The organism is Longimicrobium terrae (assembly GCF_014202995.1).
Lineage (GTDB): Bacteria > Gemmatimonadota > Gemmatimonadetes > Longimicrobiales > Longimicrobiaceae > Longimicrobium > Longimicrobium terrae.
This window is the reverse complement of sequence record NZ_JACHIA010000004.1, coordinates 64314-80511: the sequence shown is the minus strand read 5'-3', so window position 1 is coordinate 80511 and position 16198 is coordinate 64314. Positions and strand designations below refer to the sequence as shown.

Genomic DNA, 16198 nt, shown 5'->3' with positions numbered 1-16198 from the left:
GGCCGCGCCGCGGACCTTGATCAGACCGCGGCCGGCAGATCCAGCAGAATCCCGGGCAGGTTCAGGCTGCTTCCGGGAACGGGAACTTTCAGCAGCGCGTCAGGGAGCACGTCCGCCACATCGGTCGGCAAGAGGCCACGGCCGCGACCCGCGAGTTCCGCCGCGCGTCCGCTGAAGTACAGCCCCGCCGCCGCCGCGTCCGCCGGCTCCATCCCGCGCGCCAGCAGCGCGCCGATCACCCCGCCCAGTACGTCGCCGTTGCCGCCCGTCGCCAGCCCCGCATGCCCGGCGACGTTCACCCGCGTTCCCCGCCCCGTTTCCGCCACCAGCGACGGCGTTCCCTTCAGCAGCACCGCGCACCGGAAGCGCTCCGCCAGCGCGGCCGCGGCGGCAAACGGATCGGCGGTAATCTCCTTGATGGACGATGACAGCAGGCGGCCCGCCTCCCCGGGATGCGGAGTCAGCAGCAGCGGCCGGTCCATCCGCTCCCGCAGGCCGGGGTCGCGCGCCAGCAGCGTCAGCGCGTCCGCGTCCAACAGCAGCGGCACGTCGCTCCCGCGCGCAATCGCATCCAGAAAGGCGAGCGAATCGTCATCCGTCCCCATCGCGGGGCCGGCGACCACGGCGGCGGCGCCCCGCTGCACCTCCATCGCATCCGCCGTGTCGCGATCCGTGTACAGCGCCTCCGGCAGCGCGGACTGTACGATCACGCGGTTCGCCTCCGGCGTCACCAGGACGGCCATCCCCGCCCCCGCCCGCAGCGCGCCCGTCCCCGCCAGCACGCACGCGCCCGCCATCCCCGCGCGCCCGGCCACGATCACCACGCGCCCCATCCGCCCCTTGTGCGCATCCGGCGGCACCGCGGGGAGAAGTTGATGGGCCCACGCGGGGGTGATGAGCCGCGCCGCATCCCCCTCGCGCGGCGCAAAGCCAACCTCCACCGCCACGATGCGCCCCGCGAGCCCGCGTCCCGGAAAAAGGAGCAGCCCGCGCTTGGGGGCGCCGAACGTCACCGTCACCGCCGCGCGAACCGCCTCGCCCGGCGCGGCGCCCGTCGTCAGATCCACGCCGGAGGGCCCGTCCAGCGCCACGACCGGCCGCGCCGAATCGTTCATCGCGCGGATCACAAGCGCGTACGCCTCGCGCGGCGCCCCGGTCGCCCCCGTCCCCAGCAGACCATCCACGATGGTCGCCGCGCCGCCGAACGCCTCCGCCGCGCCCTCCGCCGGAACGACCGGAATCCGCCATCCATGCAGCAGCGCCTCATCCGGCATCCGCGATCCCGCCTGGACGGCGATCACGTCGCGCCCCCACGCCGCCAGCGTCCGCGCGAGCACCAGCGCATCGCCGCCGTTGTTGCCGCTCCCCACGGCGACCGCGACGCGTCCATGGGGATACAGGCGATCGACCACGGAAGCGGCGGCGCGGGCGGCGGTTTCCATCAGCACGCGCTCGGGAATGCCGGTGCGCCGGATGGTCGACGAATCCCACGCGCGCATCTCGTCCGCGGTCAGAACGGGGACGTCGGTGGATCCACTGAAACGGGACATGAACAGGCGCCGGTGGATGAGAGAAAGCCCACGGCACCGGTGGGCGCCGTGGGCTGTCGACGGATGGGGCCCGGCTACTTGAAGCTCTGGCCGATGGTGCGGCCGAAGCTGATTTCGCCGTTGTCGATGCGGATGTTGAAGCCGCACTCCGGGTTGGTGCACACCCAGGCCTTGTAGGTGATGGGTGCCCCTTCGCGGCCGTAGTCCGAAAGCGGCAGCAGAACGCCTTCGTCGCACTTGCGGCACTGCGGAAACTCGCGCTCGTCCGGCATGGCACGTCCCCTCCCCCTCAGGTTCCCACCCACCCACGGTCGCCGAGCCGGTGCGCCCTCGCACGCGGACGTGGCGGGGCGCCGCAAGGGCTGTTCCATGGATGGTGCCAGATCCCCGCCCGGAGAGCGGGTGTTTTGGGGAGGACGAACCGGCGGATCAGGTCTGCAGTTCCCGGGGCGCGCACCAGGGATAGTTGTTCTCGAACGCTTCGCAAAAGCAGAACACGTCCTCGAAGTCGTGGACGCAGTCGCCGTCCTGCTTCACCAGCACGCCGCACTCCACCAGAGCGAACACGATTTCGCCCAGGTCGCGGGTGGAGCGGATGCCCCAGAACTCCAGGACGCTGCGGGCCATGAGCCCGAACCGCTCCATAGCCAAGTCGCGGCACCCTTCGGCCAGCTCGCGGCCGGTGATGTGCCGGGCCTCTCCCGCGCGCTCAATGGTGAAGTGAAGGGCGGCGAGAAGGAAAAGGTAGGCGGTTTCGTTGTACGCGGGATTGCGTTTCCTCAACCGCTCCATGATCGGCTCGGCGAGCACGGCTCCATCCATCCGTGGTTCTCCTTCAGGTCCTGCGGGCGCGAATCGGCCGCGAGGCGCGGCCGGTACGGAAAGTGTGGGTTCCGCAAACCAGCGCGGAACGGGTACGGCTAGGAATACGCCGATCCGGAGTCCGCGTTCCGATACAGGGTCGTTTCGCCCTCCCGCTCCGGCGTCACGGAGCCCGCCGTCGCCTCCCTGAGCTCGTCCACAAGCGCCGCCACACGGCCCCGCGGCACGGAAACGCGGATGATTCCGGCGCTGCCGCCCTCCGCGTATCCGTGCTCCATTTCCTCCGCCCCCGCGCGCTCCACCGCCCGCATGACCGCCGCCGTGTGCGCGTACGCGTAGGGGATGGCCAGCCGCTCGGCGTACGTTCCCCGCAGCCGCGGCGCCGCCTGCAGTGCCTGCGCGGCCGCGTCGCCGTACGCGCGCACCAGCCCGCCCACGCCCAGCTTGGTTCCGCCGTACCAGCGCGTGACGATGACGATGCAGTCCGTGACGCCCGCGCCCTCGATGGCGGCCAGGATGGGGGCGCCGGCGCTGCCGCCGGGCTCGCCCGCGTCGTTGGCGCGCCGCACGCCGTCGCGCATCAGCCAGGCGGAGCAGTTGTGGGTGGCGTCCCAGTGCAGCTTCTCACGCGCGGCCAGCACGGCCCGCGCCTGGGCCTCGCTGGCGGCGGGCGCGGCGAGGGCCAGAAAGGTGGAGGCCTTTTCCCGGAACTGCGCCTCCGCGGGCGTGGCGAGGGTCAGAAAAGTGTCAGACAAACGGAAGTGCGTGAGTGCGGGGTGCTGGGTGCGTGAGTGCGAAAAGAAGGGGCTCGGTGTGCGTGGCGGGCTTCGCGGGCGGCCCCCACCCGGGCCGGCACCACCGGCCCACCCTCCCCCAAAAAAGACTGGGGGAGGGTTGGGACGGGGCCGCGGGTTCGGCGCGGAGAGCGGGGTTTGGCCCGCGCCGACACTGTCCTGAGCGAATGAATCCGCCGCTCAAACAGCGGGAACCCCCGACACCGGCCGCTGGCGCGTCCGGTTCGGGGCTTCAACTGCCTGGGGAGTGGCGACCATCTCTCGGGCGCAGTCCGCGGAGGCGGACTTCGTGTATTTCGAGGCGCGGTTTCAACCGCCGGACCGAGAACCGCCCCGCGCGCCACATTCTCGTCCCGCGCCGAACTGGGGTGTGCCCCCTCTCCCACATCTGTTCGTGGGAGAGGGTCGCCGTGCGCAGCACGCGGGGTGAGGGCTCCCCGCCTGCCGCCGCGCCGATCCCTGCCGGCCCCGAGCACATCCGCCCCCCACTCTCGTACTCTCGTACTCCCCTTCCCTCGCACTAACGCACTCACGCACCCCGCACTCACGCACTTCCCCTAAAAAAGCCGGCCCCGCGACATGCGCGGGGCCGGCTTCATCCATCCCTCACGCCGGCGAAGTCCTCAGACCCCGGCCATCGTGTTCGCGTCCTCGAGGTAGTAGTCCAGCCCCAGGTGCGTGATCTGGTCCTCGCCCATCATCCAGCGCAGCGTGTTCTTCAGCTTCATCTGCTGAATGAACAGGTCGTGCTCCGGATACAGCCCCTCGGCCGCCAGCGGGCTCTTGAGGTAGAACGACAGCCACTCCTGAATGCCGCCCATCCCCGCGCGCGAGGCCAGGTCCAGGAACAGCGCCAGGTCCAGCACGATGGGCGCGGCCAGGATGCTGTCGCGGCACAGGAAGTCCACCTTGATCTGCATCGGGTAATCCAGCCACCCGCGGATGTCGATGCTGTCCCACCCTTCCTTGGCGTCGCCGCGCGGCGGATAGTAGTTGATCCGCACCACGTGGCTGAACTTGCCGTACAGCTCCGGATAGGTGGCGGGCTGAAGGATGTGCTCCAGCACCGACAGCTTGCTTTCTTCCTTGGTCTTGAACGAGCCCGGATCGTCCAGCACCTCGCCGTCCCGGTTGCCCAGGATGTTGGTGCTGAACCAGCCGTCCAGCCCCAGCATGCGCGCCTTGAGCCCCGGCGCGATGATGGTCTTCATCAGCGTCTGCCCGGTCTTGAAGTCCTTGCCGGCAATGGGCACGCCGCGCTCTTCGGCCAGCTTCATCAGCGCCGGGAAGTCCACCGACAGGTTGGGCGCGCCGTTGGCGTACGGAACGCCTTCCATGATGGCCGCGTAGGCGTACAGCATGGACGGGGCGACGTCCGGATGGTCGGCGTCGATGGCCGCCTCGAACGCCTCGATCGTCTGGTGGATCTCGCTCTGCTTGATGTAGATCTCGGTGCTGCCGCACCACACCATCACCAGGCGGTCGCACCCCTTCTCGGCCTTGAAGGTGCGGATGTCCTCCCGCAGCGCCTCGGCCCACGCGCGCTTGCTGGTGCCGGGCTTGACGTGCGTGCCCTCCAGCTTCTTGACGTAGTTCTGGTCGAACACCGCCTTCATGGGCTCGATGCCCATCAGGAAGTCGGCGATCGGCTCGATGTGCTCATGCCGGTTCAGCACCCCGCTCACCAGCGCGCTCTCGTACGCGTTGGCGGGGAACGGGTCCCACGCGCCGAACACGACGTCGTTCAGCGACGCCAGCGGCACGAAGTCCTGAATGCGGGGCACACGGCCTTCCGTGCGCTTGCCCAGGCGGATGGTGCCCATCTGGGTGACGCTGCCGATGGGGCGCGAGATGCCGCGCCGCACCAGCTCGACGCCGGCGATGAAGGTGGTGCTCACGGCTCCCAGCCCGGGGAGCAGGATGCCGAGGCGCCCCTCCGAGGGACGCGGCGAGTGCTGTTCGTTCCGCACGATCAGAAAGACCCTTTTACAGGTGATTTGGCCTGGCTCCGCTTCGGCGTCGCCGGGGGCGGGGCCGCGGTGGCCCGGGTGTGTTGGTAAACCCAGTAGATGCGGTACAGTGCCGTCAGGTTGGTGGTGACCGCCATGACGATCATCACCCACGTCAGCACCACGCCGTCCTTCCAGCTGCCGAAGAACAGCGTGGCGATGCCCAGCAGCAGAATGCGCTCCGCGCGCTGCATGAGCCCCACCCGGCAGTCGATGCCCAGCCCCTCCGCGCGGGCCCGGGTATACGACACCAGCAGCGACCCGGCCAGCGCCGAGGCCACCACGTACACCATCCACGGCTCGCCCAGCGTGGGATAGTCGCCGTTGTACAGCGACAGCACGCCCAGCAGCACCACGACCTCGCTGATCCGGTCCAGCGTGCTGTCGTAGAACGATCCGAAGACGGTGCTGAGCCCGCGCTTGCGGGCCACGTATCCGTCGATCACGTCAAACAGCCCGCCCAGCAGCACCAGCAGGCCGCCAAGCTGCAGCCGTCCAAAGAAGAACGACACGCCCGCCCCCGCCGTCACCAGAAACCCGATGGTGGTGATGACGTTGGGTGAGAGCCCCGAGCGGACGAAAAGTTCCAGCAGGGGGTTCAGCAGGCGCGTCCCCTGCTCGCGCCAGGCGCTGGGCTGGATCTTCATTCCCTGGGGGCGCCGTTCACGAGGAGAGGATGATGCGGCTCTGCTCCCCCGCCTGGATCCCCTTCTCGATCTCTTCCTGCACCCGCATCATCAGCCGGTCCAGGTTGCCGCGCGCGGCCTCGTACGCCTGGTAGGCGGGCATCACCTGCACCTCGCCCACCAGCTGCTCGAATTCCTGCTGCTGCTCCACCGGCGGCTCGGTGCCGCTCTGGATGGCGCGGGCAAACCCCGCCTCCATCTCCTGCAGGCGGTTCAGCCGCGTGACGGCTTCGCGGTCGTCGTTCAGCATCTGTCCGGCGCGCTTCATGGCGCCGTACTCGCTGCTCTGCGCAATCATCCGGCCCACTTCGCGGGCCCGGTCCCAGATCAGCTCCATCCCCGTATTCCTGTTCATCGCCGTTCGGCCAGCACCACGCGGTCACGGCCGGCCAGATCCGGCAGCACCCGCGCGGGGCCGAAGGCGTTGGTTTGCTCGATCAGCCGGCACACGGCCGCGCCCTGCGCCGCGCCCATTTCCAGGGCCAGCAGCCCGCCCTCTTCCAGGTGGTCCGCCGCCCCCGCCACCAGCGGGCGGATCACGCGCAGTCCGTCGGGCCCGGCGAACAGGGCGCCCGCGGGCTCCCAGTCCACCACCTCGGTGTCCATCGCGGCGCGCTCGTCCTCCCCGATGTAGGGCGGATTGCTCACCACGACGTCGAACCGTTCGTCCCCCACCGCGCGCCACAGGTCGCCCGGGCGGAACTCCACCGGCGACTCCGGGGCGGTGCGCCCGTGGTTGTCGCGCGCGGCCCGCAGCGTGTCCCTGTCCACGTCCGTGGCCACCACCCGGCGGAACGGACCCTCCGTCGCCAGGGCCAGGGCGATGGCGCCCGACCCGGTCCCCAGATCCACCGCGGACAGCGCCCGCTCTTCCCCCGCCCGCTTCGCCGCCCAGTCAAGCACGTGCTGGACAAGGACTTCCGTTTCCGGCCGGGGGATCAGCACCCGGCCGTCCACGTGCAGCACAAGGTCACGAAAGGCCGCGGTTCCGTCAATGTACTGCAACGGCTCCCGCCGCGCACGCCTTCGCAGGCGGGAGCGAAACTCGTCCAGCTCTTCCGGGGTCAGCGGCCGGTCGTGCTGAAGATACAGGTCCAGGCGCTTCAGGCCCAGCATTCCCGCCAGCAGCAGCTCGGCGTTCAGCCGCGGGTTGTGAAAATTCTTCCCCGCCAGGTACTCCGCGGTGGATTTGATCATCTCCACCACGGTCCACCGCCGCGGCTGCGTCACGCGGCCATGCCCTCGCGCTCGGCCTGCGACGCCAGCTTCAGCTTCTCGATCATCTCGTCCAGCGCGCCGTCCAGCAACTGCTGCAGGGCGTGCGTGGTGTAGCCGATGCGGTGGTCCGTCACCCGGCTCTGCGGAAAGTTGTAGGTGCGGATCTTGGCGCTGCGGTCGCCGGTGCCCACCTGGGCCTTGCGGTCGCGGGCGCGGGCGGCCTCCTGCTCGGCGATGCGCGCGTCCAGCAGCCGCGAGCGCAGCACGCCCATGGCCTTGTCCTTGTTCTTGTGCTGCGACTTCTCATCCTGGCAGGTCACCACCAGCCCCGTGGGGATGTGGGTGATACGCACGGCGCTGTCGGTGGTGTTCACCGACTGCCCGCCGGGTCCGGAGCTGCGGTACACGTCAATGCGCAGGTCGCCGGGATTGATCTGCACGTCCACCTCTTCCGCCTCGGGAAGCACCGCCACGGTGGCGGCGGAAGTGTGGATGCGCCCCTGGGTTTCCGTCGCGGGCACGCGCTGCACGCGGTGCACGCCGCTTTCGTAGCGCAGGTCGCCGAACGCCTCGGCGCCGCGCACGGTGAAGATGGCTTCGCGGTACCCGCCGCTGGCGCCTTCCGACATGCTCACCAGTTCGATCTTCCACCCCTTGCGGTCGGCGAAGCGCTGGTACATGCGGAACAGGTCGCCGGCGAACAGCGCGGCCTCGTCCCCGCCCGTCCCGGCGCGCACCTCGACCACGGCGTCGCGGTCGTCCAGCGGGTCGCGGGGGATGAGGAGCAGGAGCAGCTCGTTGTCCAGCCGGGCCACTTCGCCGGTCAGGTGCTCGGCTTCGGCGCGGGCCATGGCGGCCATCTCGGGGTCGCCCGCGGCGTCGGCCAGCATGGATTCGGCGCCGGCCAGTTCGTCACGGGCGCGGTCGAGCCGCGCGGCCGCCTGCACGATGGCGGACAGGCGCGCGTGCTCCCGCGACAGCTCGCGAAGGCGGCGCGGGTCGGCGTGAATGCCAGGGTCGGCGAGCTGGACGGCGAGGTCGTCGGAGCGGCGCTGCGCGTCGAAAATCCGGTCTTGCATGAACCGTGGTACGGACGAACGCGCGGTAAGGCAGGTGGCCTCCGCGCTGGCTTGGAGCAGAATACTCGGAGAGCCGGGGCAGAACCCCGGCTCTCTCGCTGCGGCTTACTTCTCGGCGGTGGCGTAGCGCTGCCGGAACCGCTCCACGCGGCCCGCCGTGTCCATCAGCTTCTGCTTGCCCGTGTAGTACGGGTGGCACTGGCTGCAGACGTCGACGCTGATGTCACCCTTGGTGGTGCGCGTCTGGAAGGTGTTGCCGCACGCGCAGTTCACGTTTGCGGTCTCGTACTTGGGATGTAGATCGGCCTTCATGGCGCACCACCTGATTCCGTAGTTTCGGTCATCCGACCGTCCCCGGAGCATCCTCCGAGCGGTCGGGCAAACAGCAAATGTAATGGGTTGTGTGATTTGGGGCAACGGGTCGGAATGGACGCGCCGGAAGCGGCCGGCGGAACATCAACACGAAACACCAACAGCCCTCACGCGGAGGTGCGCGGGGGTGGCGGGGGGAACGCGGGGGAACCGCAACGGACAAGGACCTCACGCAGAGACACAGAGCAGCAGAGGAGGAGGCGGATCAGAGAACCGGGGTTGGCGCTCCGGCATCCAGCTCCCCATCAGTTCCCCCGCGCACCTCCGCCACCCCCGCGTCCTCCGCGTGAACTGGTGGTACAATCCGCCCCACGCCCGATCTCGTCAAAAAAAAGAAGTGCCCGGCGCCAGAACGGCACCGGGCACCTGGTTCTGGGCACTTCCATCCTTCTACTCGCGCCAGTCCATCAGCATGCGGCGCAGGTCGTCGCGGTGGCTGCTCTCATCCACGACCAGGTTTTCAAGCTGCAGCTTTACGCTCAGCTCGCCCAGCGCCTCGGCCTGCTCGATGCGCTTGGTGTAGCGCTCGATGGTGTCCACCTCGGCCTGCAGCGCCACTTCCAGCATCTCGCGGTTGGTGCGCGGAATGGGCACCGGGCCCGACTGCGTCACCGGCGTTCCGCCCAGCGCCACGATCTTGTCGGCCAGAAACGCGGCATGCCCCAGCTCGTCCGGAATCTCGCTCTCGAAGAAGCTGCGGATCTCCCGGCGGTACGGGCCGGTCACCAGGCTGGCGTAGGTGCGATACATGATCACGGCCTGGTACTCGGCCGCCAGATCCTCGTTCATCCCGTCGATCAGTTCCTTCACGTCCGACATTCGTCCGTCCTCATGGCTGGTTCCCGTCAGTCCCTCCGCCCGGCGGCGCCCCCGTTCAGAGCGCCACTTCGCGGCGTTCGGCCGCGGAGCGGTACGCGGCCTCCACCAGCCGCATCAGCACGAGGTGTTCCGCTGGCGCCTCGACGGCCCGCTCGCCGCGCACCACCTCCACGAACGCCTGCAGTTCTGCACGGTAGCTGGCGGTAAAGGCGTTCTCTCGCGACGCGGGAACGGGAGGCGTCACTTCCACCAGCCCGGCCGGCATCTCCTTGAACACGGCCAGCGGCGTCAGCGACGCGCTCCCCGTGGAACCCAGCAGGTGCAGGAACTGGCGGTCGTTCTTGGCGCGCAGGTTCCAGGTGCAGTCCAGGTTGATGACGCGGTCGCCGTCCAGCCGCAGGATGAGCGCGGCAGCGTCCTCCACCTCGTTCCCCGGCGCGGAGTACATGTGCGCGCTGATGCGTTCCGGCGTGGGGTAGCCCAGCGTCCACAGCGCCAAGTCCAGCATCTGGATCCCCAGATCCATGAACGCGCCGCCGCCCGCCGTCGCCTTCCGTTCACGCCAGGTGCGGCCGCGCGGACGGTAGCGGTTCAGCCACCCGGTCTTGAGGTAGTAGACGTCGCCCAGTTCGCCACCGACAACGAACTGGCGCAGCGCGGCCGCATCGGCGCGGAAGCGCTGGTTCATCGCCACCATCAGGCGGCGGTCGGCGCCTTCCTCGTCCAGAATGCGCTCCACGCCCTCGGCCGTGAGCGCCAGCGGCTTTTCGCACAGCACGTGCTTGCCGGCGCGCAGGGCGGCGCGGACCTGTTCTTCGTGCCGGTTGCTGGGCGTACAGATGACGACGGCGTCGATGTCGTCCGTCAGCACCTGTTCGAACTCGGTGGATACGGCGGGGACCTGAAAGCGCTCGGCGATCGTGCGCGCGGTGTGCGCGTCGCGGTCGGCCAGCGCGGCCACCTGCACGCCGCGCATGCGGGAAAGGATGGGCAGGTGCACCACCTGCGCGATGGATCCCGCGCCCAGCACGGCGACGCGGATGGGTTGGCGTGCGGAGGCCATCAGTTCGATCCCCGGGTGGTCGTCGAAGGCGGAGCGGGCGGCGCGGCGGGCGGAACCACCGGGCGGCGCATGTCGGCCGGGAGCGTCCAGCCCCCGCCGATGCCGAACGACATGTAGCGGACGTTGCCGGTCAGCACGCCGCGGGCTTCTCCCATCAGACGCAGGTTGGCGGCCAGCGGCACCTCCACGCCTCCGACGACGTTCAGGCCGGGCGCGATGGCGTCCACCAGTTCCTCCACGAACGTGTCGTCGATGAACTCGCCGCCGCCGTTCAGCAGGTGCAGCGAAACGCCGGCGCCCGCGTACGGCTCGATGCCGAACGGCGTGGTCCACAGGTAGTGGCCGTCCAGGTCGAACGAGAGGTCGCTGAGGTCGATGTCGCCCAGTTCAATCCCCGGGCAGCCGGTGCCGCCGCGTTCGCACGCCGCCTCGATGCGCCGTTCGATGCGGCTGACTTCCGACTCGCGCAGCTTGGACGACCAGTAGGTGAGTCCGGGGCTGATGCGGATGCCCGGCCCCAGCAGTCCCAGGTCGGCGCGCAGGTTGATGCCCAGCGTGGCTTCCGCGCGGTGCGGGAAGACGGCGCTCACGTGCCCGCCCACGCCGGTAAAGACGAGGTTGTCGTAGTCGTAGTCCGCCGCGGTCTGCGCCGCGGCGGGCGCGGAGGCCAGCACGGCGGCGGCGAGCGCCGCGCGGGAGAATCGGGAGATGAGCATTCGTGATTTGCTTGTGTGACGAGGGGCGGTGGTCAGTGGCGCACTCCGGAGATGCCGCGCGTGGGATGGGGGACGGGGCTGGTGTGCTCCGGATGGTGTGGCGCGGCGGCGGGCAGCCCTCCCCCCCCCCCGGCCCCCTCTCCCGCAAGCGGGAGAGGGGGAGACCTCAGCGCGGGTACAACCGGCAGCACCGATCGCGGGCTCTGGAGGCCCCTTCCCCGACCCCTCCCCGTGCAAACTGCCGCACGGAGAGGGGAGAACGGCAGAATCGTGTGCTCCGGATGGTGTGGCGCGGCCGCGGGCAGCCCTCACCCCCCGGCCCCCTCTCCCGCAAGCGGGAGAGGGGGAGACCTCAGCGCGGCGGCAACTGCGGCTCGTTCCTGCTGTTCCGATGCAGTTGAAGCCCCGAACCGGATGCGCGAGCAGCCGGTGTCGGGGGTTCCCGCTGTTTGAGCGGCGGATTCATTCGCTCAGGATACTGTCAGCCGGGAAGAAGCTGCGCCTCCAGCACCGAGCAACCCGCCCGCCCCAACCCTCCCCCAGTCTTTTTTGGGGGAGGGTGGGCCGGTGGTGCCGGCCCGGGTGGGGGCCGCCCGTGAACTCCGGGCACCAGGCACTGAGCACTTATCCCTCGCACTCACGCACCCCGCACCCCGCACTCACGCACTTCCCCTCAGTACAGATCCTGAAGCTCCGCCCCCTGATAGTACGCCCGGAGAATCGTGCGGTAGTCCTGGCCGGCGCGGGCGCGGCCCATCGCGCCGATCTGGCACATCCCGATGCCGTGCCCCCATCCGCCACCCGTCGCCACGATCTCCGTCACGCGGCCGCCGGAGCGCGCCAGCTGCACGTCGAACTTGCTGCTGTTCAGCGTTCCGCCGCGCGCGGGCGTCAGAATCCACCGCACGCGGTCCTTGCCCACGGTGAACGAGCCCGCATCCGTGTCGATGCGCATCGCGCGGACGCGGCCGGAGGGCGTGCGCTCCAGCAGCCGCATGTCGCGGATTTCGCCGATGCGGCGGCCGCGCAGCGAATCCGCCAGCGTGCGGTTCAGCACCGACACCAGCTGCTCCTGCGTCCACCGCTCCGTCCACTGGTACAGGCGGCTGGAGCGGTCGTACGCCTCGCCCGTGCGCGGGTCCACGTCGCGCACGGCGCGCAGGTACGGCACCGGGGCGTTGTTCCACACTTCCTCGATCGCCGCGGTGTAGCCGGCGCAGGTGCTGTGGTAGTAGGCGCTGATGGGCCGCCCCTCGTACGCCAGGATCTCGCCCGCGGTTTCGCGCACGGCCCGGTTCACCACCGCGTTCTCTCCCGCCACGCCGCCGTACACCTGGTCCTCCACCGTGGCGAACACGTCAAAGCCCTGCGCCGACCGCCGGCCCTGGTACGCCACGGCGTACGTCCGCGCGGCCACCGCCTGGGCCTTGATCGCCTCGTAGATGTCCAACTCGAACCGGCCGATCTCCCGCGGCACCACGCCCAGCAGGTAATTCTCCATGTCCAGCCGGTTGACGAGCGTCAGCCCGCCGCGCGGCCCGCGCTGCACCAGCATCTCTCCCCGGTACGGTGCGCCCCTCACCAGCAGCGTTCCGTGCGGGTCCGCCGAACGCACCACCAGCGGCGCGGGAAGCCCCGCGCCCCCCGGCCCGCCCGCGCCCGACGCCTGCCGCGTCGTGAGCGAGATCGTGCCGCCGGAACCGGAAAAGGTCGCCGTTCCGCCCGCGGGGACGGAGGCGACGGTCCGCCCATCCTGCGTCAGGACGGTGAACGCGCCCGTGGAGCCCACCTCCACCCGCTGCGAATCCACCACCAGCCCCACGCGCACCGCCGGCGCCAGCAGCGCCTCGGGGAACGCGGCCGTGTCGGGAACAGCGGGGCGCGGCGGCGTGGTTGTCGGTGGCGGCGTGGCGGGAAGCGTGACCGTGTCGCGAATCACCACCACGGGAATGGTGGGGATGGCGGGACGCGGCGTGCACGCTCCCAGCGCCAGCGCCGCGGCGCCCGCCAGGCTACGCCAGCGCGTCGCGGAGCGCGTCACGGGCGCGGGAAATCGTCTCATCAATGTCCTGATCGGTGTGCGCGGTGGAGAGGAAGCCGGCCTCGAACGCGGAGGGCGCGAAGAACACGCCCCGCTGCAGCGCACCGTGAAAGAAGCGCCGGAACATCGCCACGTCAGAGCCGCTCGCGTCCGCAAAGGTCCGCACCGGGCCCGCAGCAAGGAATACGCCCCACATGGAGCCGTAGCTGCCCCCCGACATGGGCACGCCCAGCTCCGCCCCGTTGGCCAGCAGCCCCGCCACCAGCCGCCGCGTGCGCCGCTCCAGCTCCGGATACGGGTTCTCGTCGCGCAGAATGCGCAGCTGCGCCAGGCCGGCCGCCATCGCCAGCGGATTGCCGGACAGCGTTCCCGCCTGGTACACGGGGCCGACCGGGGCGATGTGGTCCATGATGTCGGCCCGGCCGCCGTACGCGCCCACCGGCAGCCCGCCGCCGATCACCTTGCCCAGCGTCGTCAGGTCCGGGACGATGCCGAACCGCTCCTGCGCGCCGCCGGGGGCCACGCGGAAGCCGGTCATCACCTCGTCAAAGATCAGGAGCGAGCCGTCCGCTTCCGTAATCCGCCGCAGCCCGTGCAGGAAGCCGTCGTCCGGCGGCAGAAAGCCCGCGTTGCCCACCACCGGCTCCAGGATCACGCAGGCGATCTTACCCGCGTGTGCGCGAAAGATCTCTTCGACCGCTTCCAGATCGTTGTACGGCGCGGTCAGCGTCAGCTTTGACAGTTCCGCCGGGACGCCGGGGGAGTTGGGCAGGCCCAGCGTGGCCACGCCGGAGCCGGCCTTGACCAGAAAGCTGTCGCCGTGGCCGTGGTAGTTGCCCTCGAACTTGAGGATCATGTCGCGGCCGGTGAACCCGCGCGCCAGGCGCACGGCGCTCATGGTCGCTTCCGTGCCGCTGTTGACGAAGCGCACGCGCTGCATGGACGGCACGAAGTCGCGCACCAGTTCCGCCAGCTGCACCTCGGATTCGGTGGGCGCGCCGTAGCTGGTGCCGCGCTGGGCCGCGTCCGTCACCGCCTGCACGACGGCCGGGTGCGCGTGGCCCAGGATCATGGGGCCCCAGGACAGGACGTAGTCGATGTACTCGTTGCCGTCCGCGTCCCACAGCCGCGACCCCTGCGCGCGCGACACGAAGAACGGCTCGCCGCCCACGCCGCGAAAGGCGCGCACGGGCGAGTTCACGCCGCCCGGGGTGATTTCGCACGCGCGGCGGAAAAGTTCGCTGCTGGCCGCGGTCTGCCGCGGCCCCGCGTTGTTGATGTCGGTCATTCGATCCGGCGATGAAGATTCCGATGACGAAAACGCACACTGCCCTGCTCCCCGCCGGCCGCTGCGCCAGCGACGACCTCGTCCCGATTGGCGAATGGCGGCGGCGGGACGCGGATGTACGGCATTCACCGGGCCGCGGGCACCAGGCGCCGCGATCCGCGGGTCATGCGGCGTGTCGCAGACGGGCGAAAACCGGGGCGGCTGTTCACGCCGTGGCCCGCCCCCGCCGCCGTGGCCGGGCATTTGCCTGCGACGGGACGAGAAGTTCAACGTCCCCCTTCCTGACGGAGCAACACCTTGACCAAGCGTATCTGGACCCTTCTGCTTGCCGGCATGCTGGCCACCGGCGCCGCGGCGTGCAACGACAACGCCGAAGACCACGCCGAGGAGGCGCAGAGCGACCGGCAGGAAGCCAGCGAGGAGATGCGCGAAGGCGACACCTCCAGCGCCCGCAAGGAAATGCAGAACGCGGCCGGCCACGAAAACGCGGCGGCCGTGGACACCGCGCAGGGCGACAAGACCGAAGGCATGAACTGACCCTGGCCTTCGCCGGCAAAGAACGCCTCCGCGGCCTGGGCCGCGGAGGCGTTTTCCGTTCTACGAGCGGAAGTTGCCGAACGCCAGTTCCAGCCCGAAGTCTTCCTTCTTCAGGTGGGCAATCACGGCCTGCAGGTCGTCGATGGAGGCCGAGGTCACGCGCACCTGCTCGTCCTGGATCTGCGCGTTCACCTTCTTGAAGCCCGCTTCCTTGATGGACTTCACGATCTCCTTGCCCTTTTCGGTGCTGATGCTCTGCACAAGGGTGATGGTCTGCCGCGCCTTGCCGCCGAATGCCGACTCCACCTCGCCGTAGTCCAGGTTGCGGATGGGCACGCCGCGCTTGATGAGCTTGCTCTGGATGATATCCACCAGGGCGGTGAGCTTGTATTCGTCGTCGGCCAGCAGCTTGAGCGTGCCGTCCTTCTTGCTGAATTCGATCTCGACCGTGGCGCCCTTGAAGTCGTAGCGCTGCGCGACTTCCTTGTGGGCCTGGTTCACGGCGTTGTCCACCTCCTGCAGGTCTACGCTGGAGGTGATGTCGAACGTGGAGGTCTTGGCCATACGTAAGTCCGGGTGGCGGTTGAACGTGCAGCCGCGAATGTAGGCCGCCCGAACCGGGCGCGGCAAGACGGATGGGGTGGTGCGGCCGCGTTCTGCCAAAACACCCACAGGATAAGGACGAGGAATAGGAAAGATTGCAAGGAAGGTTTTCGGCCGATTCCGTGCGCGTAAAAGAAAGGCAAAAACATTCATTTACATCAAGAGAAACAAGGTACTTGCAGGACCAAACGGCCATGATTAGCTTGAAATCCACCTCCAATGGAGACGTTTTTCCAGTGCCGTGCCGCTGATTCACGCAGCATACATCCCTCCGCGTTCGTGGGCCCCACCCCTCCTTTCAGATAAACCCATGCAGAAGAACACCATCCTTCGCGCCGCGGCACTTGCCGTCACGGTCGGCGCGGCTCCGCTCGCGTTTTCCCCCTCGCAGGGCATCGTGGAGAACACGGCCTGTGCCCAGGTCATCAAGAACCCGGGCTTCGGTACCTGTTGTCCCCAGGCCGAAGCAACCTGCATCACTCCGACCGGCAATCTCACCTGGAAGTACTACAAGTCAGACGGTCCGTGCTGAGGCACACCAGCCCTAGACGTACTCGCTGAAAATCGCGGGCCCACGAACTCCCGCGATCCATCCAACGCC

General features: G+C 69.4%; 18 protein-coding genes. 2 read left to right on the top strand and 16 right to left on the bottom strand.

Annotated elements, in window-relative coordinates:
• Positions 1-20: 20 nt before the first annotated feature.
• From HNQ61_RS09205 to hemL, 15 genes are all read right to left on the bottom strand, one after another.
• Complete coding sequence (locus tag HNQ61_RS09205; protein ID WP_170035655.1) at positions 21-1550, bottom strand: NAD(P)H-hydrate dehydratase; 1530 nt, start codon at positions 1548-1550, stop codon at positions 21-23.
• Between the two features lie 74 nt (positions 1551-1624).
• Positions 1625-1822, bottom strand: coding sequence for a hypothetical protein (locus HNQ61_RS09200; protein ID WP_170035654.1), 198 nt, complete (start codon positions 1820-1822; stop codon positions 1625-1627).
• 157 nt (positions 1823-1979) lie between these two features.
• Entirely contained in the window at positions 1980-2372 is a 393-nt protein-coding gene (locus HNQ61_RS09195; RefSeq protein WP_170035653.1) for a Minf_1886 family protein, read from the bottom strand.
• A 98-nt stretch (positions 2373-2470) separates the two neighbouring features.
• Positions 2471-3127 (bottom strand): IMPACT family protein, encoded by a 657-nt coding sequence (locus HNQ61_RS09190; RefSeq protein WP_170035652.1) that lies wholly within the window; start codon positions 3125-3127, stop codon positions 2471-2473.
• A 662-nt stretch (positions 3128-3789) separates the two neighbouring features.
• Positions 3790-5136, bottom strand: coding sequence for an inositol-3-phosphate synthase (locus tag HNQ61_RS09185; RefSeq protein WP_221239673.1), 1347 nt, complete (start codon positions 5134-5136; stop codon positions 3790-3792).
• 2 nt (positions 5137-5138) lie between these two features.
• Positions 5139-5822, bottom strand: a complete 684-nt coding sequence (locus tag HNQ61_RS09180) for a CDP-alcohol phosphatidyltransferase family protein (protein WP_170035651.1) — start codon at positions 5820-5822, stop codon at positions 5139-5141.
• Between the two features lie 16 nt (positions 5823-5838).
• A complete protein-coding gene (locus HNQ61_RS09175) occupies positions 5839-6216 on the bottom strand; it encodes a YlbF/YmcA family competence regulator (RefSeq protein WP_170035650.1) in 378 nt (125 codons plus the stop codon).
• Positions 6213-7091 carry a peptide chain release factor N(5)-glutamine methyltransferase gene (gene prmC / locus HNQ61_RS09170; RefSeq protein WP_170035649.1) on the bottom strand — a complete coding sequence of 293 codons (879 nt, stop codon included), beginning with the start codon at positions 7089-7091 and terminating at the stop codon, positions 6213-6215. Before prmC ends, HNQ61_RS09175 begins: the two co-directional genes overlap by 4 nt.
• The gene (prfA, locus tag HNQ61_RS09165) at positions 7088-8158 is read right to left on the bottom strand and encodes a peptide chain release factor 1 (RefSeq protein ID WP_170035648.1); all 1071 of its coding nucleotides are present in this window, start codon (positions 8156-8158) and stop codon (positions 7088-7090) included. Before prfA ends, prmC begins: the two co-directional genes overlap by 4 nt.
• 105 nt (positions 8159-8263) lie before the next feature.
• Positions 8264-8470 (bottom strand): 50S ribosomal protein L31, encoded by a 207-nt coding sequence (gene rpmE, locus HNQ61_RS09160; RefSeq protein WP_170035647.1) that lies wholly within the window; start codon positions 8468-8470, stop codon positions 8264-8266.
• Between the two features lie 450 nt (positions 8471-8920).
• Positions 8921-9349: a ferritin-like domain-containing protein gene (locus tag HNQ61_RS09155; protein ID WP_170035646.1), complete on the bottom strand. Its 429-nt coding sequence runs from the start codon at positions 9347-9349 to the stop codon at positions 8921-8923.
• Positions 9350-9404: 55 nt separating this feature from the next.
• On the bottom strand, positions 9405-10412 hold the full coding sequence (locus HNQ61_RS09150) for a Gfo/Idh/MocA family protein (protein WP_170035645.1): 1008 nt from the start codon (positions 10410-10412) through the stop codon (positions 9405-9407).
• The gene (locus HNQ61_RS09145) at positions 10412-11128 is read right to left on the bottom strand and encodes a hypothetical protein (protein ID WP_170035644.1); all 717 of its coding nucleotides are present in this window, start codon (positions 11126-11128) and stop codon (positions 10412-10414) included. Before HNQ61_RS09145 ends, HNQ61_RS09150 begins: the two co-directional genes overlap by 1 nt.
• A gap of 673 nt (positions 11129-11801) precedes the next feature.
• Positions 11802-13190: a SpoIID/LytB domain-containing protein gene (locus HNQ61_RS09140; RefSeq protein WP_170035643.1), complete on the bottom strand. Its 1389-nt coding sequence runs from the start codon at positions 13188-13190 to the stop codon at positions 11802-11804.
• Positions 13141-14457 carry a glutamate-1-semialdehyde 2,1-aminomutase gene (gene hemL, locus HNQ61_RS09135; RefSeq protein WP_170035642.1) on the bottom strand — a complete coding sequence of 439 codons (1317 nt, stop codon included), beginning with the start codon at positions 14455-14457 and terminating at the stop codon, positions 13141-13143. Before hemL ends, HNQ61_RS09140 begins: the two co-directional genes overlap by 50 nt.
• Positions 14458-14754: 297 nt before the next feature.
• Here hemL and HNQ61_RS09130 point away from each other — a divergent pair, with 297 nt between their 5' ends.
• Positions 14755-14994, top strand: coding sequence for a hypothetical protein (locus tag HNQ61_RS09130; protein ID WP_170035641.1), 240 nt, complete (start codon positions 14755-14757; stop codon positions 14992-14994).
• Positions 14995-15054: 60 nt separating this feature from the next.
• Here the strand turns inward: HNQ61_RS09130 and HNQ61_RS09125 are convergent, their stop codons facing one another.
• Positions 15055-15558 (bottom strand): YajQ family cyclic di-GMP-binding protein, encoded by a 504-nt coding sequence (locus HNQ61_RS09125; protein WP_170035640.1) that lies wholly within the window; start codon positions 15556-15558, stop codon positions 15055-15057.
• A 349-nt stretch (positions 15559-15907) separates the two neighbouring features.
• Here HNQ61_RS09125 and HNQ61_RS09120 point away from each other — a divergent pair, with 349 nt between their 5' ends.
• Positions 15908-16129 (top strand): hypothetical protein, encoded by a 222-nt coding sequence (locus tag HNQ61_RS09120; RefSeq protein ID WP_170035639.1) that lies wholly within the window; start codon positions 15908-15910, stop codon positions 16127-16129.
• The last annotated feature ends 69 nt before the right edge of the window (positions 16130-16198 follow it).